21 protein-coding genes and 1 pseudogene are annotated in these 23,229 nt (G+C 62.0%); 12 read left to right on the forward strand and 10 right to left on the reverse strand.

Going from position 1 to position 23,229, the window contains the following annotated elements:
• Positions 1-52: 52 nt before the first annotated feature.
• The 4 genes from ACQ4WL_RS07710 to ACQ4WL_RS07725 all read right to left on the reverse strand — a co-directional run bounded on the left by ACQ4WL_RS07710 (position 53) and on the right by ACQ4WL_RS07725 (position 6,202).
• Positions 53-1,690: an alpha-amylase family glycosyl hydrolase gene (locus ACQ4WL_RS07710; protein ID WP_436509128.1), complete on the reverse strand. Its 1,638-nt coding sequence runs from the start codon at positions 1,688-1,690 to the stop codon at positions 53-55.
• 239 nt (positions 1,691-1,929) lie between these two features.
• Complete coding sequence (locus ACQ4WL_RS07715) at positions 1,930-2,940, reverse strand: substrate-binding domain-containing protein (RefSeq protein ID WP_436509129.1); 1,011 nt, start codon at positions 2,938-2,940, stop codon at positions 1,930-1,932.
• Between the two features lie 291 nt (positions 2,941-3,231).
• Positions 3,232-4,452 carry a maltoporin gene (locus ACQ4WL_RS07720; protein ID WP_436509130.1) on the reverse strand — a complete coding sequence of 407 codons (1,221 nt, stop codon included), beginning with the start codon at positions 4,450-4,452 and terminating at the stop codon, positions 3,232-3,234.
• 208 nt (positions 4,453-4,660) lie between these two features.
• A complete protein-coding gene (locus ACQ4WL_RS07725) occupies positions 4,661-6,202 on the reverse strand; it encodes an MFS transporter (protein ID WP_436509132.1) in 1,542 nt (513 codons plus the stop codon).
• 133 nt (positions 6,203-6,335) lie between these two features.
• On the opposite strand from ACQ4WL_RS07725, the gene ACQ4WL_RS07730 reads away from it, so the two are divergent.
• The 3 genes from ACQ4WL_RS07730 to ACQ4WL_RS07740 all read left to right on the forward strand — a co-directional run bounded on the left by ACQ4WL_RS07730 (position 6,336) and on the right by ACQ4WL_RS07740 (position 10,437).
• Complete coding sequence (locus tag ACQ4WL_RS07730) at positions 6,336-7,262, forward strand: LysR family transcriptional regulator (protein WP_436509133.1); 927 nt, start codon at positions 6,336-6,338, stop codon at positions 7,260-7,262.
• Between the two features lie 313 nt (positions 7,263-7,575).
• The gene (locus ACQ4WL_RS07735) at positions 7,576-8,697 is read left to right on the forward strand and encodes a patatin-like phospholipase family protein (protein ID WP_436509135.1); all 1,122 of its coding nucleotides are present in this window, start codon (positions 7,576-7,578) and stop codon (positions 8,695-8,697) included.
• 93 nt (positions 8,698-8,790) lie between these two features.
• A complete protein-coding gene (locus ACQ4WL_RS07740; RefSeq protein ID WP_436509137.1) occupies positions 8,791-10,437 on the forward strand; it encodes a methyl-accepting chemotaxis protein in 1,647 nt (548 codons plus the stop codon).
• A 307-nt stretch (positions 10,438-10,744) separates the two neighbouring features.
• Here ACQ4WL_RS07740 and ACQ4WL_RS07745 read toward each other — a convergent pair whose 3' ends face one another.
• The 3 genes and pseudogenes from ACQ4WL_RS07745 to ACQ4WL_RS07755 all read right to left on the reverse strand — a co-directional run bounded on the left by ACQ4WL_RS07745 (position 10,745) and on the right by ACQ4WL_RS07755 (position 12,623).
• A complete protein-coding gene (locus ACQ4WL_RS07745) occupies positions 10,745-11,152 on the reverse strand; it encodes a BLUF domain-containing protein (RefSeq protein WP_436509138.1) in 408 nt (135 codons plus the stop codon).
• 325 nt (positions 11,153-11,477) lie between these two features.
• A pseudogene (locus ACQ4WL_RS07750) lies at positions 11,478-12,109 on the reverse strand (transposase); the annotation flags it as partial.
• A 97-nt stretch (positions 12,110-12,206) separates the two neighbouring features.
• Entirely contained in the window at positions 12,207-12,623 is a 417-nt protein-coding gene (locus ACQ4WL_RS07755; RefSeq protein WP_436509140.1) for a hypothetical protein, read from the reverse strand.
• Positions 12,624-13,006: 383 nt separating this feature from the next.
• Between ACQ4WL_RS07755 and ACQ4WL_RS07760 the strand changes: the two genes are divergently transcribed.
• The 7 genes from ACQ4WL_RS07760 (at position 13,007) to phaP (ending at position 18,186) form a co-directional block, all read left to right on the forward strand.
• Complete coding sequence (locus ACQ4WL_RS07760; RefSeq protein WP_436509142.1) at positions 13,007-13,471, forward strand: SRPBCC family protein; 465 nt, start codon at positions 13,007-13,009, stop codon at positions 13,469-13,471.
• A 272-nt stretch (positions 13,472-13,743) separates the two neighbouring features.
• On the forward strand, positions 13,744-14,514 hold the full coding sequence (locus ACQ4WL_RS07765; protein WP_436509144.1) for a creatininase family protein: 771 nt from the start codon (positions 13,744-13,746) through the stop codon (positions 14,512-14,514).
• A 57-nt stretch (positions 14,515-14,571) separates the two neighbouring features.
• On the forward strand, positions 14,572-15,843 hold the full coding sequence (locus ACQ4WL_RS07770) for a YncE family protein (RefSeq protein ID WP_436509146.1): 1,272 nt from the start codon (positions 14,572-14,574) through the stop codon (positions 15,841-15,843).
• Between the two features lie 11 nt (positions 15,844-15,854).
• Positions 15,855-16,460 carry a pyridoxamine 5'-phosphate oxidase family protein gene (locus tag ACQ4WL_RS07775; protein WP_436509148.1) on the forward strand — a complete coding sequence of 202 codons (606 nt, stop codon included), beginning with the start codon at positions 15,855-15,857 and terminating at the stop codon, positions 16,458-16,460.
• A 79-nt stretch (positions 16,461-16,539) separates the two neighbouring features.
• On the forward strand, positions 16,540-16,911 hold the full coding sequence (locus ACQ4WL_RS07780; protein WP_436509149.1) for a VOC family protein: 372 nt from the start codon (positions 16,540-16,542) through the stop codon (positions 16,909-16,911).
• A gap of 27 nt (positions 16,912-16,938) precedes the next feature.
• Positions 16,939-17,274 carry a hypothetical protein gene (locus ACQ4WL_RS07785; protein WP_436509150.1) on the forward strand — a complete coding sequence of 112 codons (336 nt, stop codon included), beginning with the start codon at positions 16,939-16,941 and terminating at the stop codon, positions 17,272-17,274.
• A 273-nt stretch (positions 17,275-17,547) separates the two neighbouring features.
• The gene (phaP, locus tag ACQ4WL_RS07790) at positions 17,548-18,186 is read left to right on the forward strand and encodes a TIGR01841 family phasin (protein WP_436509151.1); all 639 of its coding nucleotides are present in this window, start codon (positions 17,548-17,550) and stop codon (positions 18,184-18,186) included.
• 116 nt (positions 18,187-18,302) lie between these two features.
• On the opposite strand, the gene ACQ4WL_RS07795 is transcribed toward phaP, so the two are convergent.
• Both ACQ4WL_RS07795 and ACQ4WL_RS07800 read right to left on the reverse strand, forming a co-directional pair.
• Positions 18,303-19,334 (reverse strand): alpha/beta hydrolase, encoded by a 1,032-nt coding sequence (locus ACQ4WL_RS07795; protein ID WP_436509152.1) that lies wholly within the window; start codon positions 19,332-19,334, stop codon positions 18,303-18,305.
• A 106-nt stretch (positions 19,335-19,440) separates the two neighbouring features.
• Entirely contained in the window at positions 19,441-20,331 is an 891-nt protein-coding gene (locus ACQ4WL_RS07800) for a LysR family transcriptional regulator ArgP (protein ID WP_436509153.1), read from the reverse strand.
• A 202-nt stretch (positions 20,332-20,533) separates the two neighbouring features.
• On the opposite strand from ACQ4WL_RS07800, the gene ACQ4WL_RS07805 reads away from it, so the two are divergent.
• Entirely contained in the window at positions 20,534-21,139 is a 606-nt protein-coding gene (locus ACQ4WL_RS07805) for a LysE/ArgO family amino acid transporter (RefSeq protein ID WP_436509154.1), read from the forward strand.
• Between the two features lie 4 nt (positions 21,140-21,143).
• Here ACQ4WL_RS07805 and ACQ4WL_RS07810 read toward each other — a convergent pair whose 3' ends face one another.
• Entirely contained in the window at positions 21,144-22,574 is a 1,431-nt protein-coding gene (locus ACQ4WL_RS07810; RefSeq protein ID WP_436509155.1) for a coniferyl aldehyde dehydrogenase, read from the reverse strand.
• Between the two features lie 147 nt (positions 22,575-22,721).
• Here ACQ4WL_RS07810 and trxC point away from each other — a divergent pair, with 147 nt between their 5' ends.
• Entirely contained in the window at positions 22,722-23,174 is a 453-nt protein-coding gene (gene trxC, locus ACQ4WL_RS07815; protein ID WP_436509157.1) for a thioredoxin TrxC, read from the forward strand.
• Positions 23,175-23,229 lie beyond the last annotated feature (55 nt).

Below are 23,229 nucleotides of genomic sequence, written 5' to 3' on the forward strand. Positions count from 1 at the left end.
ATGCGCGGGGCTCGTTATTGTAATTGGCGGCATGGCCGCCAAAGCCTGCGATTTACGCCAGTGTGCCGAACCAGCCGCCATGCGGGGGCAGGCTGAGCTGCTGGCCATCTTTATTGCCTGGCAAGCCATGACCGGCCAGGTCGGCCGCTGGCGCCGCGTCTGGCCAGGCGAATGTGACCGCTTGCGTGCCCAGGTTGAAGGCGGCCAGTACGGATGGTTGGCCCGGCAAGTCGCGGCGCAGGGCCAGCACGGGTTCGGGCGCATCGAAGAAAACGATATCGCCGCGCAGCAATTGCGGCAAGGTGCGGCGCCAGGCGAGGATGTTCTGCGCAAAGGTCAAGGGCGAGGCGCTATCGCGCTCTTCCACGTCAACGGCGCGTGCCAGATGCTCGGGCGGCACGGGCAACCAGGGTTTTGCCGAACTGAAGCCGCCTTGCGGCGCATCGGCCACCCACGGCATCGGCGTGCGGCAGCCGTCGCGGCCCTTGAACTGGGGCCAGAACGGGATGCCATATGGGTCTTGCAATGCTTCGAAAGGAATGTCCGCTTCCGTCAGGGCCAGCTCGTCGCCCTGGTACAGGCACGGCGTGCCTTTCAGCGCCGCTTGCACGGCCAGCACCACCTTGGCCAGCGATGGCGACGGGTTTTCGCCGCCCCAGCGCGTCATGACGCGCACGCTGTCGTGGTTGCCCACGGACCAGGAAGCCCAGCCGTCGGCCACTTGTGCTTCGAATTCTTCCACCTGCGTGCGGATGTGCGCGGCCGAAAACTCCGCCGTCAGCAAGTTGAAACTGTAAGCCATGTGCAGCTTGTCTGCGCCCGTGTAGGCGGCCATGGTGGCCAGCGCATTGTCGTCGCCCACTTCACCGATGGAAATGGCCTGATATTCATCGAGTATGGCGCGCACGCGCTGCAGGTAGGCAATGTTTTCCGGCTGTGTCTTGTCGTACACGTGTGCTTGCATGCCATACGGGTTGATGGCCGACACGCTGCTCGCATCGCGCTGGGCGGCAGGCGGATTGTCGCGCAGCAACTGGTCGTGATACGGGAAGTTGCAGGAATCGAAGCGGAAGCCATCGACACCGCGTTCCAGCCAGAAACGCAGGTTGTCCAGCTGCGCCTGCTGCACTTGCGGGTTATGGAAATTCAGGTCGGGCTGGCTGGCGAGGAAATCGTGCAGGTAGTACTGGCCGCGTCGCGGCTCCCATTGCCAGGCGGAACCGCCGAACACGGACAGCCAGTTATTCGGCGCCGTGCCGTCTGGTTTCTGGTCGGCCCATACATACCAGTCGGCCTTGGCATTGTCGCGGCTGGAGCGGCTTTCCACGAACCACGGGTGGACGTCGGACGAATGCGACAGCACCTGGTCGATCATCACTTTCAAGCCCAGTTCATGGGCGCGCGCCACCAGGCGGTCGAAATCGACCAGGCTGCCAAACATGGGGTCAACGTCGCAGAAGTCAGCCACGTCGTAGCCGAAGTCTTTCATCGGCGACGTGAAGAAGGGCGAGATCCAGACGATGTCGGCGCCCAGGGCGGCGATGTAATCAAGTTTCGAGGTAATGCCGGGCAAGTCGCCGATGCCGTCGCCATTGCTGTCGAGGAAGCTGCGTGGATAGACCTGGTAGATGACGGCGCTGCGCCACCAGTCGGCGGGCAGGTGGGCGAGATTGTTCTGGATGGTCGGCATGAATGATTTCTTAAAAGTTGCCTGTAGCCTTGGCTATCAGGGCAGCGCTGCTGGTTGGTAGACGAACGTCTTATTTTAAAATTCAAAGCGCTTTGGGTATGAAATGAGTATAGTTCAAAGCGCTTTGAAAAGTAAAGCGATACACGCGCCAGACATACGATTTTTTTATGAGGGTAATTCAGGACAACGAGGCGGCACCGCTGGCCAGGCGGCCGGCGGTGCCGGGAATGCGGGATGGGCTAGTTCGGCACGGGTCCCGCCGACTCGCCCGGCAACAGTTCGCACGGCCACAGTTCCTGCAAGTCGGTGACGGGCGTGCCATCCATCAGGGCCAGCAGCATGTGGATCATCTTTGCGCCGGCGCCACGCGGGTCGGGCTGGACGACGGTGGTAACGTTGTGGCCGGCCAGGGAATCTTCCATCACGCCCCAGACGATCAGCGACATTTCGCTGCCGATGGCGATGCCCGCGTCGAGCAGGGCGCGCACGGCGCCCACGCCCGACATGTGATTGTCGACGATGACGGCGGTGGGGCGGGGCGAGCGGGCCAGCAGGCGCTGCATCGCCTGGTAGCCGGCGCGGCGGTCGTGCGCATTGTCGACCAGGTTGTCCGGATCGACGGCCAGGCCGCCCGCCTGCATGGCGTGCTGGAAACTCTCGACGCGCTGGCGCACGAAGTTCAGGTCGGGCGTGGCGCTGATCAGGCCGATGCGCTGGTGGCCCAGCTGCGCCAGGCGCTCGACGGCCAAACGCATGCCCGCCTCGTTGTCGTAGTCGAACCAGGCGTGCGGCTGGTTCAGCTGCGTGCGGCCATGCGCGACAAACGGCATGCCTTGCTGCGCCAGGTAGGCGATGCGCTCGTCGTACGGTTTCGTGCGTCCGACGATCAGGCCATCGATGCGGCGGCCCTTGACCATGCGTTGATAGGTGTGGAATTCATTGGTGGCCGAGGCGGGCGCGATCATCATGTCCATCTGCTGCGCTTCCAGCGCTTCCGACATGCCGCCGACGATGTCGATGAACATGGGATCGGCCAGGTCGTTCGGCATCAGCGGGTAGATGATGCCGACGATATTCGTGCGTCCCACGGCCAGGCTGCGCGCCATGGGATTGGGACGGTAGCCGGCGGCCTGCGCGGCGGCCAGCACCCGCTCGCGCGTGCGTTCACTCACTTCCGGATAGCCATTCAAGGCGCGGCTGACGGTGGTTTCGGATATTCCTAGCGTTTTGGCGAGATTTTTGAGGTTCATGGATGCTGCGTCTGGGGTGGATCGGGAGCGATGCAGGGTAGTTTATCTGATAAATGCCGGAATGATCAGGGGCATGACCAGCGTCGGCAGCGCCCAAAAAAATACGCGGGCAAACCCAGGGGCGCCCGCGCTAAAAGAGGATACTGCTGAATCACTACAGTGAAGCTGCCGGCCATCGCGTGCAGCGGCGAAATGGTGGGTCCGGATATTCCTTGCCCCTGAAAAAGCGGGCGGTGTTGCTGCCTGAGGCAAGTGTCCAGGGACGCTTGCCAAAGTTCTAGAGTCCCGCGCTTACCACCAGGATTCCACTTGGAAACCGACCGAGCTGCCATTGGTCTTGCCACCGAACACGCCCGTCGACGACAGCGCCGATTCCGCGGCGGCGGCCGACTGGGCTGCCTTATTCCATTTGGCATAGGTGTAGAAGGCGCGCAGCACGGGGCGCGACCAGAAGCTGTTGCCAGCCGACAGTTGCGGCGCGAAGGTCAGCTTGGTCAGGTTGCGACTCTCGCCGCCTTCCGGCTTGACGATGTCGTGCCCCAGTTCCACGGCCAGGCTGTAGTTGTCCGTGAAGTGGTAGACGGGACGCGCGCCGATCGACGTCCACTTGCTGCTCACGCCGGCCGTTTCCTTGTCTTCGTAGACGAAGGTGCCCATGCCCGACCAGGCGCCTTTCGGCTGGATCATGATCTGTTCCGTCAGGCGCACGACCTTGTCATCCTTGCCAGCGCCCAGGCTGAAGCCGCCCGTGTTGGCGGCGCTGCCTTTGCCGTACTGCAATGCCACCTTGTTGAAGCCGCCCAGAAGGTTGCCCTGCGTATGCATGATGGTCAGCAAGTGGCCGCTGGCGATGGGGGCCGCGCCTTGCGCGTTGCGTTTCTGGTTGAATTGCACGCCCAGCGTCAGTTCGCCATCCGGGTTGACCTTGATGCCGGAAAAGCGCAGGTCGTGAGACAGCCCCATGCGCTTGCTGTCGCCGTCATCGGCCGTGCGCACGACGGCGTAGGCCAGCTTGGCGGCGCCCAGGTCGATGTTTTCCAGGCCGGCGCCAGGGCCGCTGTTATTCCAGAAGTAGTAATCGGTGATGTGCACGTCCTGGCGGTCGTAGTAGCGCTTGCCGACCCAGGCGCGCGCTTCGGCGAAGGCGCCCGTGCCGATCTTGTCGGCGACGACGTTCATTTCGCGCCACGACGGGTCCGATTGCTCCCAGTCCTGGTTCTGGTTGACGGAGAATGCCACCAGGGTATTGATGCGGAAGGTGGTGCCGTTGGCTGCCTTGAAGGCTTCGCCGCCGAATTTCAGCTCGCCGTAGGTTTCGCACTCATTGCCCAGACGATACTTGGACGAGGCGCCGGCCAGGCCGAAACAGGCTTCCTTGCCGCCTTCGCTGCTGGTGCCGAAGCCCGAGCGGATGTAGCCGCCGAAGTCGATCGGCAGGGCAGCCTGGGCAGCCGAAGCGCTCAAGGCCAACGCCACGGCGGCAGGCAAAGTTTTCAAGAAATGTTTGTTCATTGCGTCTCCAGTGTTTTTATAGGTGTGGGATCGGTGCGCATAACTTCGCACAACCAAAGCGCTTTAGTTATGTTTCAAAGCGCTTTGAGTATAGTTCAAAGCGCTTTGATCAGTAAACTAGTTTTATTCTTGGAAATTTTTCAGGTGTTGCGGAGAAACATCAGAGAGGGCGGCGGCGCGTGGGTGCCGCCGTGTACGGCAAGAGGAATTATGATTGAGCGTCGCAGGCGGGCAGGGCGGCCGAGTTCGTTGCTGCAGGGGCCGGATGACGCAAAAAGGCCAGGATCAGCAGGGCCGAGGTCGTCGTGATGCCCGCCAGTACATACAGCAAGTGGCGGAAGGCCGTGCCGTAGGCTTGCGCCAGTTCGGCGGCTGGAGCGTGCGGCAGCAGGGTGCTCGTATGGCGCAGCTGGCCCAGCGCCAGGAAGGGGCCGGCGTGCGCCGCCTGTTCCGCGCCGATGCCGGCAAGGCCGGCGCCGCCCAGCGCCGCGACAGTGAACGTGCCCAGCAGCGCGCTGACGATGGCCAGCGCCAGGCCTTCGCCCGCCACGCGCGTCGTATTGAAGATCCCGGCCGCCATGCCGGCCCGCTCGACAGGTACGACGCTGATGGCTAGGCCATCCATCAAGCCCCAGGGCAGGCTGATGCCGCAGCCGATCAGCAACAGCGGCCCCAGCAAGGTGGCGGGCGACTGGCCCGGCGCGCAGGTCGACAACCAAAGCAAGCCGCCAACGGCCAGCAGCAGGCCGCTGGAGCAAATGTGCGCGGCGGCAATGCGCTGCGCCGCCATGCCGGCCAGGATAGGCAGCACCAGCATGGGGGCCGACAGGGCAATCATCATGCGTCCCGCCTCCAGCGCGCTGTAGCCTTCGATGCCGATGAAGCGGGCCGGCAACAGCACCAGCAGCACGACAAAGGAAAACGCGGGTGCGGCCGCCAGCAATTGCACGCCGGCAAAGGCGGGCAGGCGGAACAGCGACAGGTCGAGCATGGGCCGCGCGGCGCGCCGCTCCACGCGGATGAACACGGCCAGCAGCAAGGCCGCGCCACCGAGCAGCCCCAGGCTGGCGGCGCTGCCCCAGCCACTGTCGGGCGCCTGCAGCAAGCCATACGTAAACAGCGATAATGCGCCGGTAAACGTCAGGGCGCCGGGCCAGTCGACGCCTTGCGCCTGCGGGTCGCGCGATTCGCGCATGGCGCGCTCGGCGGTTAGCAGGGCGGTCAGGCCGGCTGCGGCCGTGGCGACAAAGATGGCGCGCCAGCCCGTGTGGGTGATCAGGGTGCCGGCCAGGAAGGGACCGAAGGCCAGGCCCACGCCGAAGGCTGTGCCGATCAGGCTGAAGGCACGCGCGCGGGCCGGGCCGTCGAATTCCTTTGCCAGGGCCGCCAGTCCGCTCGACAGGGCCATGGCGCAACCGAGGCCCTGGACGGCGCGCAGCACATCGAGCCACAGGATGCCGGGCGCGGCCGCCAGCGCCAGCGCGGCGGCGGAAAACACGCCCATGCCCAGCAAGAACACGCGCTTGCGGCCGTAGCGGTCGGCCAGCGCGCCAGCCACCATCAGGCAGCCGCCAAAGCTGAGCATGAAGGCATTCGTGATCCACGCCAGCGCCAGCGGCGTGCCGTGCAGGTCGGCGGCGATGGCGGGGATGGCGATGGCGGGGCCCGTAAAACTGAGCGGCATGCATAGCGCGGCCAGGCAGACGGCGGCCAACACGAAGGTGCGCCGGGCCGGGGAGGCAGGCTTCATACGGTGATTCGTATCCATGGGAGTGATTCCAGAAAGAGGGAATCTGATGATAATATGGACGCAATCCATGAAAAAGTGGCTGAAAATCCACTCATAGCGGACAAATATTCCTTAATGGAGATGGCGAGGTGGCATGGATAATTTGAACGGCATCGCCGCCTTCGTGCGCGCGGCGGAAACTTCCAGCTACGTGGCGGCCGGGCGCTTGCTCGGCGTGTCGGCCTCGGCCGTGGGCAAGAGCGTGGCGCGGCTGGAAGAAAAGCTGGGCGTGCGCCTGCTCAACCGCAGCACGCGGCGCATCAGCCTGAGCAACGAGGGCGCGCTGTTTTACGAGCGCTGCCAGCGCATCCTGGCCGACCTCGGTGATGCCGAGGCGGAATTGTCGCACCTGGCCGAGGCGCCGCGCGGCAAGCTCAAGGTCAGCTTGCCCGTGATCGGCTACCGCATCATCCTGCCCCTGCTGGCGGACTTTACACGGCAGTATCCCGAGATCGAACTCGACCTCGATTTCAACGACCGCCTGGTCGACGTGGTGGCCGAAGGCGTCGACGTGGCCGTGCGCAGCGGCACCCTGACCGATTCGCGGCTGATGGCGCGCGAGCTGGGGCCGTTTGCCTTTGCCATCGTCGGTGCGCCCGCATATTTCGCCCGGCATGGCGTGCCGGCCACGCCGCGCGCGTTGGAGGAGCACGCCTGCGTGCGCTATAAATTTCCCACCACGGGCAAGTTGCAGGAATGGGCGCTGCAGCGCGCCGAGGGCGACAGCGGCAGCGAGTTGCGCTTGCCGACGGCCTTGACCTGCAACAATATCGAAGCGCTGATCGGCGCTGCCACGCAGGGCGTGGGCCTCGCTTACCTGCCTGACTTTATCGTGCGTGACGCCATCGCGGGTGGCGAACTGCAGGCCGTGTTGGCCGATTACTTGCTGTACTCAAGCAAGTTCTGGGTGCTGTGGCCGTCGAGCCGTCATCTGTCGCCTAAAATTCGCGTCTTTGTTGACCACTTGTGTACCCACCTGGACTTTTCCTCGCCTCTTCCCGACCCAGCGGCGCTGCGCTGATCTCCCTGGCCGCCGCACTGGTGGCTGGTTGCGGAATATTCCTACCCATAAGGGATTATTCCTAACGCTGCCGAATTTATATTTGCTGCGCCGCATCACGCGATGCCGCGCAGCATCAGCTTATGGTCTTCCTGAATACCGGTCATGCGTTATGGAAATTGCCATAAGGAATTTATTTATGTTAATTTCATATCTGTTTCTGCAACATTGCATAGGCGCAAAGGTTGCGAGGGCATGCGCAGGATTAGGCGCACTAAGCGTGTAGTAACCAACAATTAACGGGTGATAATCCCGTTCCGTTCAGGGAGTGTGCATGAAGACAGTGATGATGACGCCGCCGAATCCGCCGCCAGCTAAGACAGCGAAACCGGCCCGCAAAACGGGTTTGCTGCTGGGTGGCGGTGCACCAAATTCCACCTTGATCGCCGGTGCCCTGGCCGCTTTCCTCGATGAGGGCATCGAGTTCGACGTCATTTCCGCCTCGGGCGCCGGCGTGCTGATGGGCCTGCTTTACACGACACCGCACGAGGCCACGCCGCGCCAGGCCTTGCAAAGCTGGGCCGACACGGGCGTGGCCGACAGCATCTACAAGATGATCCCGATCAACTACAAGGTGTTCCAGAAGCCGGGCATGCAGGCGAGTACTTTCCGGGACGCCTTCCAGCCACCGGCCAACAATCCTTTTTTCCAGGCGTTCAAGCAAACGTTTGCGGGCGTGCCCATGGCCTGGTCGGACTGGGGCAAGCTGATGGTGTCATCGCTGTCGCCATCGGACCTGTCGGCGAAAAGCCTGGGCCTGTGCGCGCACTTGCCCTTCCTGGAAAAAGCCGTGGATTTTTCCGGCGTGGCGCGCATGCGCCCCGATTTCTACATCAATGCCTACAACCTCAGCGAACACCGCATGCAAATCTGGGGCAAGCACGAGATCGAAGCTATCCACGTGCGCGCGGCCCTGTCATTTCCCTTCCTGTATGCGCCCACGACCATCGCTGGCGACGATTACATCGAAGGCGCGGCGCTCGACACGCTCAATTTCGACCCGTTTATCGAAGGCAAGGGCGAGCACCATGACGCCGACACCCTGGTCATCCTCGACATCCTGGGCGACGAGCGCTTGCTGCGCAAGCCGCGCAACCTGTACGACGCCTGGGTGCGCTCCATCATCACGCCGCTGGTGAAGATTTCCAAGAGCGAGCTGCGCCTGTTCGAGCTCGAGCACAACACGGACGCGCGCACGGGCCAGCCCAAACGGCGTTTGCTCAAACTCGACTTGATGGGTGGCATCCCGGAGCAGCACTGGCCGGACACCCTGGACTGGTCCAGCTCGAACATGCAGCTACTGTTCGACGTGGGCCACAAGGCGGGCCTGGCGTTTTGCCGCCAGCATGGCGACTTGCTGCGCCGCACGCCTGACGCTTCCGCGCTGGCGGCCTAAGTAACCCCGCCGGCACCAGATCCCCGGCCACCTGATCGGCAGCTACTCATCCTGCCTGGCCTTGCCAGGCCACTCTTTTTACTGTGAAACACCATGAATATCACCAAGCAATTAATTCTGACCCTCACCATCGCCTTGCTGGCCCTGCTATTGCTGGGCGCCGGCGGCGCCTTCCAGCTGCAGCGCGCCCAGGAGCGTTTTGACACCATGCAAAACCGCATCATCCCCAGCATCCAGGGCTTGAATGCGGCCAAGGGCTTCCTGGCCGATTCGCGCCTGGCCGGCTACCGCCTGTCCGTGTTCTCGAATTTGGCCGACAAGACGGCGCTGGACAAGGCCGTGGCCGACGCCAATACGAATTTCGACAAGGTTATCGCCAGCTACCGCGCCGAGCGCCTGTACGACGCGACGGACAGCAAGATGCTTGACGCCGACCAGGCCGCCATGGAAGCGTATCGCCGCGCGCTGGTGCCATTCTTTGCAGCCGCCTACGCGGGCGACATGGATGGTGTGCGTGCCACCTTGCTGGCAGGCACACCGCTGGCCATCACGGCCGCCGCCGCGAAAAAGAGCATGGATGACCATATTGCCTACAACAACAAGCTGGTCGACGACGTAAAGGCCGAAAGCCTGGCCGCCTACGACGCGGCGTTCAACACCATGCTGGCCGTGCTGGGCGTGGCCGTGCTGCTGACAGGCGCGCTGGCCTGGCATATCTACCGCACCATCAGCGGCGGCCTGGGCAATATTGAACACACGCTGGAGCGCGTCAGCGCCTCGTTGGACCTGTCCGTCGCCATGCCCGTCGAGCGCATGGATGAAGTGGGCCGCACGGCCACCGCCTTCAATAAATTCCTCGAACGCATCGTCGGCGTGATCGCCACCGTGCGCACGTCGGCCGATACGGTCAGCGTGGCGGCCGCGCAGATTTCCGCCGGCAACGCGGACCTGTCCGTCCGCACGGAGCAACAGGCGTCGTCGCTGGAAGAAACGGCCTCCAGCCTGGAAGAGCTGACCTCGGCCGTGCGCCAGAATACGGACAATGCGCGCCAGGCGAACTCGCTGGCCGTGTCCGCCTCGGACGTGGCCCGCAAGGGCGGCGCCGTGGTGGCGCAAGTGGTGGGCACGATGGGTTCCATCAATGAGTCGGCGAAGAAGATCGCCGACATTATCGGCGTGATCGACGGCATTGCCTTCCAAACCAACATTTTGGCGCTGAATGCGGCCGTCGAAGCGGCCCGCGCGGGCGAGCAGGGCCGTGGCTTTGCCGTGGTGGCCACCGAAGTGCGCAATCTGGCGCAGCGCTCGGCGGCGGCCGCCAAGGAAATCAAGGGCTTGATCGAGGATTCCGTCGACAAGGTCAATACGGGCAGCGCGCTGGTCGACCAGGCGGGCGCGACGATGGAAGAAATCGTCGCCAGCATCCGTCGCGTGACGGACATCATGGGCGACATCGCCAACGCCAGCCACGAGCAAAGCGCCGGCATCGAGCAGGTGAACCAGGCCATTTCCCAGATGGACCAGGTGACCCAGCAAAACGCGGCCCTGGTGGAAGAAGCGGCAGCAGCAGCTTCCTCGCTGCAAGAGCGCGCCGTGGAGCTGGTCGATGTGGTGGCTGTGTTCCGCCTGCGTGGCGATACCCAGGGGAAAACGTTGAAAGTGGCGGGCGGCTTGCCTGCCCCGGCTATACCTGCCGCCAGCCGCCGCCTGGCGCTGCCGGGCCGCAGCGCCCGCGCTTAAACCTTGTGACTGCCCCGGTACGCCGGGGTTTTTCCTTGGTGGTGTCACTGTCCCATGCGGGAGCGTTGATGTTCTGCAGCTGTGGCGAGTGTCAGTAAAGTTGTTCGGGCTGGCAGGGCGGAAGGGAAGGTGGGAGGCGCCCTCCGGTTCGGCAGCAGTCAGGGTGTCAGCCTGACTTTCGGGCGCGTGAGCCCGCTTGCGCCCCAAATCGGACCGTTGCGTTAATTGAAAACGCTAGTGTTCCATATCTGCGCCAAAAGACATAAAAAACTGGCCCGGCCGAACCGCGCAGGGCAGCTTTGCTCACCTACTTCGCGTCTCTCAGCCTCCGTGCAAACTCGCGCATCGTCTCCGTGAACGTATTTGGCTCGATGACCTGTAGACGGCGGGCGCGCAATTTGGAGATATATTGAAATTGCAAGGGATCGCTCTCGATGCCCCCCATCGACCACTTCTCAAAGATCCGATCGTTCGCCGGGGAAATATAAAGAATCTGTGCGTCGCTGTGTCTGGGATCATCTAGAATCTTCACATATTTGCGGAGCACATCCTGTTCCGGCCCTTCTAAAACTTGCATGAACAGTCCGCCACCGTGGATCAGGATGCCAGTGATACTGCTGGCCGAATTATTTCGGCGCGAGGACAGCAGGATGTCCTGCACTTGTTCATCCGATATCATGGGGGCGGCATGGCTGATATAGAGAAGTCGAATCATTGAGTTATCTTTGTAAGGCCAGCCGCAACGGCATGAGGGTTGTTGTTGGAATGGATCACGAGCGTCGGGTTGAAGCGTTATTTGTTGTCGTGGTCATAGGGCTGGATAATGCGCAAGACAGGACTTCATTTTTCTGAACGGCGGCTTCTGGCCCAGGCTGTGTAAGAAGGCAATCCTGTATCCACAATGGCGGACTCGGGCCGCCAAGCTATGTTTGAAGGGCTAAAACGCGTTGTACTGCGCCATGTCGTTTTATGGGACTTCGCCTTCGAAATGCCACGGCAATCACCGCAAGCGCCGCTTTTAAGCCTCGCCAATGGATAAAAGCCTTGATGGCCTTCATCATATCCGCAATGCCGAGGATGGCGATCAATCGCTTGAGGTTATAGGCGAGGACATGAAGGCTCATCCCGGTCTTCACGCGCTCCAAACCCTTGCTCAGGAAATGCGTCGCCCCCATCCAGGCTTTGATGGTGCCATACGGATGTTCAACCGTGCAACGTCGAATACGCATGGTATCCGGCGTTTGCTCGAGACGCGCCTGCATGTTCTCAAGCACGTCCTGATGTTCCCAGCGGGTCACGCGCCGCTGCGGACTCGGTGTGCACTTTTCTTTAAGCGGGCACACCTTACAATTTGAGCTCCATTATCGATGATTCGTCATCCTTTTTCGACGGTCGCAAAGCGCCAAATGAGTGATTGACCCGCCGGGCACCGGGCCGACTGAATTCGATTGAGGTCGCCGTAGATGTACAGCTTGAGCAGGACGCTCGGATGGTAGGAAGGCCGGTCCGTTGCCGCAGGCTGCACACGCTCAAATCCAAGGCTGGCAAGGTCAAGATGATCGACAAATACATCGACCGCCCGAACCTGGTTGTCTTCGTCGACATAGTCGTCCAGTAGCTCGGGGAGCATCGTGGACTGGCTGCGGTCTGCACCTTCGATAAAGCGCTTCATTTCTCACCCCAAGTGATGAGTTACTTGCTTAACGTTTACCGCTCAGGTTTCGTTTACAGCGATGGACGTCTTTACACGGCCTGGCCGAACGCGGCCTTTAATCAACGACAAGTCGCTGCCCCACCTCGAATGCATTTTCATGACAATAAAACACGATAAGCGGCGTGTCGTTCGAATAGACCATCGCATCGTCACGTGAAGGAACAAAAATATCCGACCAATTCTCGATCAGGAAGACATTGCTGCATAAAAAACAGTCGTCTTCTCCAAACACAACGACGACCTGCTGAATTTCCGGCACACGCGCATGTAGCCACCTGGTTGCGATGGCCGCATCATCTCCGAATTCGAGCCGCTCGATTGAGCCAACGGTGTTAACGTTCAAGCCGAGATGCGTCTTCGAGTCATGAAGGCCCACTACATCATATGCACGGCGAGCATCCTCGGCATTGAGCCAAACGATATCTGCTGAGTGATGCTTTAGCTCCTGAACCCGCCAATGTGTTGCGTTCATAATCTCTCAAAATCCAATATGCTCACGGCCATGACGAGCGGCAGCTTGTGGCTCCTGCTCACTGGCGCATCCCTTAATCTTGGCGTCAAATAAGGCTGTCATCTTGGTCCGGCTTTGTCTGCGACAAGTATAACCAGAATCTAACCCTATTTATATGATAAAAAAACAGTGTATCCTGCAATCGCAGCAGCTATATTTTTTATCGATGCAAAGGAAAAGCGGCTGTCTTTGTACCTGTCGGAAAACGATCCTTTGACTGTCGCAATTGTCATGGATATTCCACATGATGAATGCCATGCCGCTGACCAATACCCAGGCACTGCGCGATGCCGGATAGCAGACGCAGTTACTTTCGTCAAAATGATATGGAGAGTCGCCAATTGATGCATATTGAAGAAAGCATCCACATTGCAATCCCGCCCACGGTCATCGATCAAATTTGGAGTGAGGTTGACCGATGGCACCTGTGGGATCCGGATACAAAGCAAGCCCGGCTCAATGGACCATTCGCGGCTGGGACACAGGGCAGGATAGTTCCCAATAAAGGGATGGGTATTCCGATGGTTGTTACCGAGCGCTCTGCAGGCCGCTCGTTCACCGTCGAGGGTTACATCCCCCTGTTCCGCATCCACTTCGAGCACACGGTTGTGGCCGTAGACGGCGGATCGCAAGTCGTTCACCGCGTGTGGTTTACCGGAGCGCTTGCCTTTCTGTTCGGGCCGGGTGTTGCCAAACAAGTCCGGCAAGGGCTACCCAAGACGATGCGCTCGCTCAAGGCCTATGCCGAGCAACGCAACGTGACTCTCCTTGATGGCGAGGTAGGCGGGGCTAAGGCGACCACAGCCTGATAGATAGTTTTTCCTCGTCAATTCCTTGCAAAGTACCGCGTCAAATTAACGTGCCCTTCCCGTCATGATGGAATACAATTCCTGCGTGGCAGCCAGCTTGCCTGGCAAGGCCGGGCACGGCGCCTTTGACCTCGGAAAGATGTTGGCTTATGACTCTGCAGTTCCCCCAGCGAACGGCGCTCTGTGCGCCATCCACGCTTCGCCTTTCACGCAAGCCCCTCGTTTCCCTGTTCGTCCTGACGTTTTCGTGTCAGCTGGCCGCAGCGCCCGTCATGGGGGCCGCGCCTGCCAGCAGCAGCGTCATGCTGGAAGAGCTGACCAGCACGGAGTTGCGCAGCCGTATCGACCATGGCGCCACGACCGTGCTGGTGCCGATTGGCGGCATCGAGCAGAGCGGGCCGTACATCGCGCTGGGCAAGCACAATGTGCGCGCCGCTCTGCTGGCACGCCAGATCGCACAAAAGCTGGGCAACACCATCGTCGCGCCCGTCGTTTCCTACGTGCCGGAAGGCGCGATTTCGCCACCGGCCGGCCACATGCGCTTTGCCGGCACGATTTCGATACCGCCGGCCGCCTTCGAAGCCGTGCTGGAAGGGGCGGCCGCCAGCCTGCGCCAGCATGGTTTTCGCGACATCATTTTCCTTGGTGATCACGGTGGTTACCAGAAGAACGAGCAGAATGTGGCGAGTAAGCTCAATCGCGCCTGGGGAAAAGCGTCCGCTGCCAAGGATGCGCGCGCGTATGCCTTGCTCGACTACTATGACATCACGCAATCGGCCTATATTGCCGAGCTGCAAAAGCGCGGCCACAGCAGCGCCGAGATCGGCCTGCACGCGGGTTTGGCCGACGCTGCGCTGATGCTGGCAACGGACCCGTCGCTGGTGCGCAGCGAAGCCATGGCCCACGGGCTCAAGCCCGGTGTGGCAGACGGCGTGCGCGGCGACGCCACGCGGGCAACAAAGGAATTGGGCCAGATTGGTATCAAGCTGCAGGTGGACACCTCGGTGGCCGCCATCAAGCAGTTGCTACAACGGAACAAGTAAATTCTTCGCCTGAAGTCCTGAACTTCCGGCTTTTGCAACGAAAAGACACGAAATAACATGAAAAAATCTCAACGACGCACCATCGTCACCTTGTCCGCCCTGGCTGCCGCACTGGCAGGCCTGGGCGTGGCCAGCCAGGTCATCGGCGCCAGCACGCCAGCCGCGGCCAGCCCCGCACCAGCTGCCGCCTACTCTCCGCTGCCGGGCATGCCGCCGCTGGTGGACCCGAAAAACGTATACGGCAGCATCGCCAGCAGCAATATGAGTCCTGTCGTCAAGGATCACTTGCGCCGCGTCTATGTCCCCAATTTGCGCTCGAACGATGTGTACGTGATCGACCAGGACAGCCTGAAAGTGGTCGACAAGTTCAAGGTCGGCAGTGGCCCGCAGCACGTCGTGCCGTCGTGGGACTTGCGCACCCTGTGGGTGGCGAACAATGCCGAACGCACGGACAAGGGCAGTCTGACGCCGGTCGACCCTTTGAGCGGCAAGCCGGGCAAGGAAGTGCCTGTCGATGATCCCTATAATATGTACTTCACGCCCGATGGCAAGTCGGCCATCGTCGTGGCCGAAGCGCGCCACCGCCTCGATTTCCGCGATCCGAAGACCATGGCGGTGCAGTATTCGATCGACACGCCCCAGTGCGGCGGCATCAACCATGCGGATTTCTCGAATGACGGCCGCTACGCCATGTTCACCTGCGAGTTCGACGGCACCATCGCCAAGATCGACTTGGTGGGGCGCAAGGTCGATGGCTACCTGAAATTGCAGATGCCGGCCAAGCGCTTTGCCGAGTCCGGTCCCGTGGGCGGCCCCGCGAATGAAATCTGCAGCGTCAAGAAGGGCATGCCGCAAGACATACGCATCTCGCCGGACGGCAAGAAATTCTATATCGCCGATATGGACGCCGACGGCGTGCACATCGTCGATGGCGCCACCCTGAAGGAAATCGGATTCATCCAGACGGGCGTGGGCGCGCACGGCCTGTACCCGAGTCGCGACGGCAAGAAACTGTACGTGGCCAACCGCGGCACGCACCGCATCCACGGCAAGCGCAACGGTAAGGGCAGCGTCAGCGTGATCGATTTTGCCACCGAAAAAGTGGTGTCGCAGTGGCCGATTCCCGGTGGCGGCAGCCCAGACATGGGCAATGTATCCGCCGATGGCAAGTACCTGTGGCTGTCCGGCCGTTTCGACGATGTGGTCTATCGCATCGATACGAACAGCGGCGATGTGTCCAAGGTGAAAGTCGGTCAGGAACCGCACGGCCTCACCGTGTGGCCGCAGCCGGGCCGCTATTCGCTGGGCCATACGGGCAACCTGCGCTAGGCACCGGCGCCATGCGCATCGATTCCATAGAGCAACTGCGCGCGCGTTATACGCCCGCACAGGGGCGGGCGCTGAGCAAGCAGCTCGACCGTCTCGACCCGCATTGCATGGCGTTCATTGGCCTGTCGCCGTTCGTCGTGCTGGCCACGGGCGGCGCTGGCGGCCAGCTCGACGCCTCGCCGCGCGGCGGCGCGCCCGGTTTCGTGCAGGTGCTCGATGCCCATACCTTGCTGCTGCCCGATGCCAAGGGTAATAACCGCCTCGACAGTTTCAGCAATATTGCCGAGACGGGCAGGGCGGGGCTGCTGTTCATGATCCCTGGCGTCGATGAAACCCTGCGTGTGAATGGCGAGGCCAGTCTCAGCGACGATCCGGCGCTGCTGGCGCACTTCGCCGGCGAGCGCCACCCGCCGCGCCTGGTCATGCGCCTGCGCGTGGCAGAGGCGTATCTGCATTGCGCCAAGGCTCTCATGCGTTCGCGTCTGTGGGATAGCGCGGCGCAAGTCGAACGCTGCGTCTTGCCGACGATGGGCCAGATGATCCAAGACCAGACGGGCGGCAGCGGGCCGCAGGAAACACAGGCGCAGATGGTCGCCCGCTACGCGCCGGATCTGTAGCTTTGCTTGCGAAAAAGGCAATGTTGGCGCATACTGTGTTTCCTTTCTTTGTTTTCCATACCCTCCAAGGAGCGCCACCATGATTCTTGATCACATCGGTTTGAATGTCAGCGACGCACAGGCCAGCAAGGCTTTCTTTTCGGCCGCCCTGGCACCTCTGGGCGTGTCGGTGGTGATGGAAGAGCAGGGCTGGGTCGGCCTGGGCAAGGATGGCAAGCCTGATTTCTGGTTCGGCGTGGGCGCCGCGCCGCATGCCGGCATGCATCTCGCTTTCACGGCGGACAACCGCGCCCAGGTGGACGCGTTTTACCAGGCCGCGCTGGAAGCGGGCGGCAAGGATAACGGCGCACCAGGTATCCGCGCCATCTATCACCCGAATTACTACGGCGCCTTCGTGCTGGGCCCGGACGGTCACAATGTCGAAGCCGTCTGCCACCATCCCGAGCCCTGACACCGTTCATTACCTGAAGAGAGCAGCATGAAGCACAGCGCCACCCTGTTTGCCGACGATGCCGGCCGCTATGCCTACGTGAAAGCGGGCTTTTCCTGGCCGGCCCTGTTTCTGGGCTCGTTCTGGGCCGTGGCCAAGCGCCGCTGGTGGCTGTTGCTGCTCATGCTGGCGATGGATGCGTGCCTGTGGTTTGGCAGCCATCTGGCAACCGAACTGCGCATCGGTCCGATGATGCTGCTGATGGCTGCCGTGGAGCTCAGTTATCTGCTGGCGCGTGGCTGGTTTGGCAACCGCTGGCTGGAAGCCTCGCTGCGTAGCCATGGTTACAAGCCCGTCGCGCCCGGCACGGGCACTGTTCGTTGAGCGTGCCGGGCACAGATTTCCCTTCCCGTCACTGACGCTTGCCAAGGGCAAGCCGTCCAGCCAAAACTTTTTGCGCTGCCTGGCGTACCTTTGATCCAGATCATCCCTCTCCTGCAGTGCTCACGTAGCCTTGGGACTCGCGTTGCAAAGCATCTCTCCACCAATCGGATATGTTTTTCGCGTTTCGTGGCGTAGCCCGGTCGTCTGCTTCACCGTTCGACAGCCGGTGGTGTCGCCTTGTGTCTACCCAACCGCTATTTAATGAGGAACTCCATGTATCCATTTTCCCGTAGTGTTACCCCTGCCGTCAAAAACCACCTGGAAGCGCAACTGGCTTTTTTCAATGGTCTGTCGAAGTCCTTGTTCCAGTCGGTGCAGCACTTCAGTGACCTGAACATGCAGCTGGCGCAAGGCTTGCTGGAAGAAACTACTGTCACCAGCCAGAACCTGCTGACGCTCGAGCGCGCTGAAGATGTGTTTCAGGTGGCTGCCGTAGCGGGCCAGCCAGCCGCCGAGCAACTGCGCAAGTACCAGCAACAGCTGTCGCGTCTGGCCGCCGATACGCAGGTCGAACTGGCGAATGTGGCCGAGCAGCATGTGAATGAAACGAGCCGTACTGCCAAGGCCCTGGCCGAAGAAGTGGCCCGCACGGCTTCGGAAGAAACGCAGAAAAACGTGCGCAAGCAGCAGGAAGTCATGCAGCGCGTCGCCGAACCATTCCAGGCCAACCATCAAAATGGTAGCAACCGCGACCAGCAGCGCGGTGCGCACAGCCGTGACGGCCAAAGCCTGCAAAGCGCCAGCCAGCAGGGTAGCCAGCAGTCGGCCGGCAGCGAAAGCTCTGCCAGCGGCAGCGCATCGCAAGCGGGCTCCGCACAAAGCAAAAGCAGCAGCGCCAGCCGTAAAGAGTAAGCGCACTGCTGCTGGTAGCTCAATGCCAGCTGAATTCGCATTGCGAGGGTCGAGCCTGGCGATGCGCTTGGCTGGCGCAGCATCGTGCGTAGTGGTCCGGGCAGAGCGCCCGTCCTTCAGGGGGCGGGCGTTTTGTCGTAAGTGGCGGGGCGCGCTGCGGCTCGCGTAGTGTTGCTCTGCGCCGTGGCAGGCCGTTGCGCCGTTGCAGAATGTTGCCGCATGGCCGAGCTTTCCTGCATGCTCGTGCCTTGCGGCATGCCCGCGTTGTGCGTCTTGCTGTTGGCGTCGATAAAGGCGCTCACGGCGTCCAGCGTGGGAGCCAGCATGTGCAAGGGGCTGGCCAGCGAGGCGAGCAAGGTAGTATGGCTGACCTTGTCGAAATACGTTTCCGTTACCGGCCGTTGGTGTGCCCGCAAGGCCATGGCCAGGCCGCCCGTGTTGCGTTGCGGATTGACCAGTTTGTCCCGTCCGGGCAGGGGGGCGATCAGCAGGGTGGGCGGGGCTTCGGCAGTCACGTGATGGATCGGCTGCGAAGAGGCGGGCGTGTCCGGGTAAAAGAAGACGGGCCGGGTGGTGGTATTTTCGATCGGCAAGAAATCGTACGGACCGGCCAAGCCTATCCAGCCGCGCAAGTCGTGCGGGCGCATGCCATGGCGCGCCAGCAGGCTGGCATCGAGCGCCAGCATCGCCGCATTGTAGGCGCCGGCGCTATGGCCCATCACGAACAAGCGGGCGGGGTCGCCGCCATGGCGACCGGACTCCATCGCGGCCCAGGCCACGGCGCGGGCCGTATCCTGCAAAATCTCCGGGTAGTGCACGTCCGGATACAGTCGGTAGTCGGCGATCACGGCCAGGTAGCCGCGCGCAGCGAGCGCCTGGCCAACGAAGGCATAGTCGGCGCGCTCGCCCGTCGTCCAGTTGCCGCCATAAAAGAACACCACCACGGGCACGGGCCCCGTACGGATTTTTGGGGCATATACATCGAGTTTTTGGCGTGGCAGGGGGCCGTAGGCCAGGCCCCGCGTCACTTGCGAGGCGCTGCCGGACGACAAGGCGTTGATGGCCATCAAGGGCGAGCAGGCCGCCACGCTGGCAGCGAGCGGGATGGCCGCCAGCAAGCTGAGTAATGTGGTGCGCAGGATCGTCATGCTGGCTCCTGATGGTTAAGGGTGATGCTTGCAGTGTAGGCCAGGCATGGCAGGGCGTACACGGGGAAGTTGCAATCTGGCATAGTTAACTGTTTCATATTTCATATTAGTCCTGCAGCAGCCATTTGCGCGCCGTGGCGATGACGGCGTCCGACAGGGTACGCGTGAGGGGCGTCTGGATATCCCAGGCATGCCAGGTCAGCGGCACGTCGAGCGCCTGCCCGGCCGCCACGTCGACCAGCCTGCCGGCGGCCAGCGCCGTTTCCGCCTGCAGCAGGGGCACCATGCCATAGGCATAGCCCGCTTCGATGAAGCGCACGAAGTCGCGCGCCGAGCCGAGCACATGGTGCGGATAGCGGCCCGTGTAGCCGAGGCGGTGCTGCAGATAGCGCTCGTGCAGGGCATCTTTGCTGCCAAACGTGATGGCGGGCGCCTGACTGACGGCTTCCACCGTAAAACCATGGGAAAACCATTGCTGCGCGAACGCGGGCGACGCCACGCACAGATAGCGCATGCCGCCCAGCGGCGTGGCCGTGGTGCCGGCCACCAGGTCGTTGGCGCTGGTGACGCAGGCAAACACGCGTCCTTCGCGTAGCTGGCTCAGGGTGTGGTCCTGGTCGTCGAGGCGGATATCGAGCAGGCACGACGGTGGCGACAGCAGCGGCCCCAGTGCTTCCGGGATCCAGGTGGCGGCGCTGTCGGCGTTGACGGCAATGGCCAGTTCCGGTAATTGCGTGGTGGGTCCCGGCTGGGCGTCGAGCGCCGCTTCCAGCAGCTTGACTTGCCGGTAATGGGCGATCAGGCGCTGGCCCGCTTCCGTGGGCAGGGGCGGGTGGCTGCGGATGATCAACAAGGTGCCTTCCAGGTTTTCCAGCGTGCGGATGCGCTGCGACACAGCCGGCTGGCTGATCGCCAGCGCCTGCGCGGCCTTTTCAAAGCTTCCCAGGCCGATCACGGCGTCGAGGGCGGCCAATCCACGGTAATCGACGACGCGCATAAGATTCTCTTATATATGGTTAGAATCATTCATTATACTTATATTTACTTTTTCTTTACACTGTTGAAATAGGGTAACAACTCCACTCTCCCGCGCGGTCCTCCTGGTTCCGCACCACCCTCCACCTACCTCTGATGACTTTGCCGTTGCCGGCAGAGCGTGGGCGGCCGTGCGCGTGATGGAAAGCAATAAAGGATGCAATATGGACAGCGCAATTTTCTTGAAAGGCATGGGGCTCGGAGCGAGCCTGATCGTGGCCATCGGCACGCAAAACGCATTCTTGCTCAAGCAGGGCTTGAAGCGTCATTACGTGCTCACCTGCATACTCGTGTGTTTGCTGTGCGACGCCATCCTGATCACGGCCGGCGTGGCCGGCATGGGCACCTTCATTGCCGATAATCCTAATTTCCTGCTGTGGGCCAAGGCCGGTGGCGCCACGTTCCTGATCGCGTATGGCTTGCGCGCGGCCAAGTCGGCCTGGCGTCCAACGGCCATGACGGTGTCGGCGGCCAAGTCGCCTGAAGGCTACTGGGCCGTGATCGGCGCGGCGCTGGCGTTCAGCCTGCTGAACCCGCACGCCTTCCTCGACACGGTCATCCTGCTCGGCTCGATCGGCGGCCAACATGAAGGCGTGGGACGCTTCTACTTTGCCGGCGGCGCCATCATGGCTTCGGCCCTGTGGTTCTTCCTGCTGGGCTTTGGCGCCCGCTACCTGGCGCCCGTGTTTGCCAAGCCCATGGCCTGGCGCGTGCTTGACGGCATCATCGCCCTCGTCATGTGGGCCATCGCTGCCTCGCTGTTCCTCTAAGCAATTAGCGCGTCAGGAAGGCCAGCACGCGGCTGGCCAGCTTGCCATACGGTGGCCACAGCAGTGTCAAAGGGCTGAAGCGGGCCTGGTAAAACACGGGCCGCAGCTTGCTGAAGGTATGAAAACCTTCCACACCGTGGTAATGACCCATGCCGGACTCGCCCACGCCGCCGAACGGCAGATCGTGCTGGCCGACGTGGAACAGGGCGTCGTTGACGGATACGCCGCCCGACATCACCCGGTCGATCAGTCTCTGCACCGTGTCTGCCTGCTTGCTGAACGGATAGATGGCCAGCGGGCGCGGTCCCGCGTTGATGCTGTCGATCACGGTGTCAAGGTTCATATAGCCGCGCAGCGGCAGGATGGGGCCGAAGATTTCCCGCGTCAGCAGCAAGCTGTCCTCGGGCGCATCGAGCACGATGTGCGGCGCGATCTTGCGCGTGGCGCGGTCCCAGGCTGGCCCCGGCAACAGCGAAATCACTTGCGCGCCCCGTTCCCGCGCCTCGTCGAGCGCCAGCAGCAGGCGCTCAAAGGCGGCCTCGTCGATGATGGAGGTGTAATCGGGCGTGTCCAGCTGCGGGTAGCGCGCGGGCACGATCTGGCGCGCATGTTCGACGAAGGCTGCAATGCTGGCTTCGGGCAGCCAGGCGTGGTCGACGCTGGTGCAGATCTGTCCCGCGTTCAGGTACTTGACGAACAGGATGCGTTCGGCGGCCGTGCGCAGGGGAAAGTCTGCGCAGACGATGGCCGGCGCCTTGCCGCCCAGCTCCAGGGTGACGGGGCACAGATTGCGCGCAGCTGCCGCCATGACGGCGCGGCCGGTCTGGCCGGAACCCGTAAACAGCAGGTGGTCGAATGGCAGTTGCGAAAACGCCATGCCGACGCCGCCCGTCTCGTCGAAAAACTGCAATTTTTCCGGCGGAAAATAGGCGGGCATGGTGTCGATCAGCAGCCGGGCCAGGTGACGCGAATTTTCGCTCATCTTGACCATGGCGCGGTTGCCGGCGGCGAAGATGTAGGTCAAGGGCACCAGGCTCAGGTTCACGGGGAAATTCCACGGCACGATGACGCCCACCACGCCCAGCGGCTGCGGAAGCACGCGGTTGCTGGCGCCCAGGAAATTGCGCCAGTCGACGGTGCGGCGCTGCGGCTTCATCCATTTTTTCAACTGTTTCAAGACATGGTCTATGCCGTCGATGGCGGGAAAGATCTCCGCCAGCAAGGTTTCGTGTCGGGAACGGTTGCCATAGTCGGCACTGATCGCCTCGCACAGCGCCTCTTTATGGTCGCGGATAAAGCGCTGCAAGGTTTGCAGGTCGCGTTTGCGCTCGGCAAGCGTGGGCACGGGGTGGGCCAGATAGGCGGCCCGCTGCAAGGCCAGGGCAGTAGCCAGCTCGGCGTTCTTCATCTCCATGTTTTCTGCGACTTCAGGCATGTTTCTCCTTGGCTGGCTGGGCAATACGCGCGCCGTTCCAGCATACTATAGTGGACTATGCGGATAAGCGCCGCCAGCGTGCCGACGGCGCCGCACGATACACCGTAAAATGTCCGATAACTTTACGCTACGTTTCCCAGGAATGCCATGACCTCGACCACGCCAGACTCCCTGCACATCGTGTGCCCCCATTGCGACGCCGTCAACCGCCTGCCGCACGCCCGCCTCAGCGAGCAGCCCACCTGCGGCAAGTGCCAGAAGGATTTATTCGTGGGCCAGCCCGTGGACCTGGCCAGCGCCCGTTTCCTCAAGCATATTGAACGCAGCGACATTCCCGTGCTGGTCGATTTCTGGGCGCCGTGGTGCGGCCCGTGCCGCAGCATGGCGCCATTCTATGTGCAGGCCGCCAAGACCCTGGAACCGGCGTTCCGCGTCGTCAAGGTGAATACGGAAGCATCGCCAGACCTGGGCAGCCGTTTCAATATCCGCAGCATTCCCACCCTGGCCCTGTTTTTGCGCGGCGTGGAAGTGGCGCGCCAGCCTGGCGCCATCGATGCCAATGCCATCGTCGCGTGGGCGAGGGACAAAGCCCGCCTTTGAGCCGACAGCAAAACCATGACGGTTTTTCATTTGACATGTGGTATGGCGCCATATT

It is taken from the genome of Janthinobacterium kochi (genome assembly GCF_051380715.1).
In the GTDB taxonomy this organism is placed as follows: Bacteria; Pseudomonadota; Gammaproteobacteria; order Burkholderiales; family Burkholderiaceae_D; genus Janthinobacterium.

Coding starts and splice junctions, on each gene's coding strand:
- ACQ4WL_RS07710 (WP_436509128.1), bottom strand. CDS start 1,690: ATGCCGACCATCCAGAACAATCTCGCCCACCTGCCCGCCGACTGGTGG.
- ACQ4WL_RS07715 (WP_436509129.1), bottom strand. CDS start 2,940: ATGAACCTCAAAAATCTCGCCAAAACGCTAGGAATATCCGAAACCACC.
- ACQ4WL_RS07720 (WP_436509130.1), bottom strand. CDS start 4,452: ATGAACAAACATTTCTTGAAAACTTTGCCTGCCGCCGTGGCGTTGGCC.
- ACQ4WL_RS07725 (WP_436509132.1), bottom strand. CDS start 6,202: ATGAAGCCTGCCTCCCCGGCCCGGCGCACCTTCGTGTTGGCCGCCGTC.
- ACQ4WL_RS07730 (WP_436509133.1), top strand. CDS start 6,336: ATGGATAATTTGAACGGCATCGCCGCCTTCGTGCGCGCGGCGGAAACT.
- ACQ4WL_RS07735 (WP_436509135.1), top strand. CDS start 7,576: ATGAAGACAGTGATGATGACGCCGCCGAATCCGCCGCCAGCTAAGACA.
- ACQ4WL_RS07740 (WP_436509137.1), top strand. CDS start 8,791: ATGAATATCACCAAGCAATTAATTCTGACCCTCACCATCGCCTTGCTG.
- ACQ4WL_RS07745 (WP_436509138.1), bottom strand. CDS start 11,152: ATGATTCGACTTCTCTATATCAGCCATGCCGCCCCCATGATATCGGAT.
- ACQ4WL_RS07755 (WP_436509140.1), bottom strand. CDS start 12,623: ATGAACGCAACACATTGGCGGGTTCAGGAGCTAAAGCATCACTCAGCA.
- ACQ4WL_RS07760 (WP_436509142.1), top strand. CDS start 13,007: ATGCATATTGAAGAAAGCATCCACATTGCAATCCCGCCCACGGTCATC.
- ACQ4WL_RS07765 (WP_436509144.1), top strand. CDS start 13,744: ATGGGGGCCGCGCCTGCCAGCAGCAGCGTCATGCTGGAAGAGCTGACC.
- ACQ4WL_RS07770 (WP_436509146.1), top strand. CDS start 14,572: ATGAAAAAATCTCAACGACGCACCATCGTCACCTTGTCCGCCCTGGCT.
- ACQ4WL_RS07775 (WP_436509148.1), top strand. CDS start 15,855: ATGCGCATCGATTCCATAGAGCAACTGCGCGCGCGTTATACGCCCGCA.
- ACQ4WL_RS07780 (WP_436509149.1), top strand. CDS start 16,540: ATGATTCTTGATCACATCGGTTTGAATGTCAGCGACGCACAGGCCAGC.
- ACQ4WL_RS07785 (WP_436509150.1), top strand. CDS start 16,939: ATGAAGCACAGCGCCACCCTGTTTGCCGACGATGCCGGCCGCTATGCC.
- phaP (WP_436509151.1), top strand. CDS start 17,548: ATGTATCCATTTTCCCGTAGTGTTACCCCTGCCGTCAAAAACCACCTG.
- ACQ4WL_RS07795 (WP_436509152.1), bottom strand. CDS start 19,334: ATGACGATCCTGCGCACCACATTACTCAGCTTGCTGGCGGCCATCCCG.
- ACQ4WL_RS07800 (WP_436509153.1), bottom strand. CDS start 20,331: ATGCGCGTCGTCGATTACCGTGGATTGGCCGCCCTCGACGCCGTGATC.
- ACQ4WL_RS07805 (WP_436509154.1), top strand. CDS start 20,534: ATGGACAGCGCAATTTTCTTGAAAGGCATGGGGCTCGGAGCGAGCCTG.
- ACQ4WL_RS07810 (WP_436509155.1), bottom strand. CDS start 22,574: ATGCCTGAAGTCGCAGAAAACATGGAGATGAAGAACGCCGAGCTGGCT.
- trxC (WP_436509157.1), top strand. CDS start 22,722: ATGACCTCGACCACGCCAGACTCCCTGCACATCGTGTGCCCCCATTGC.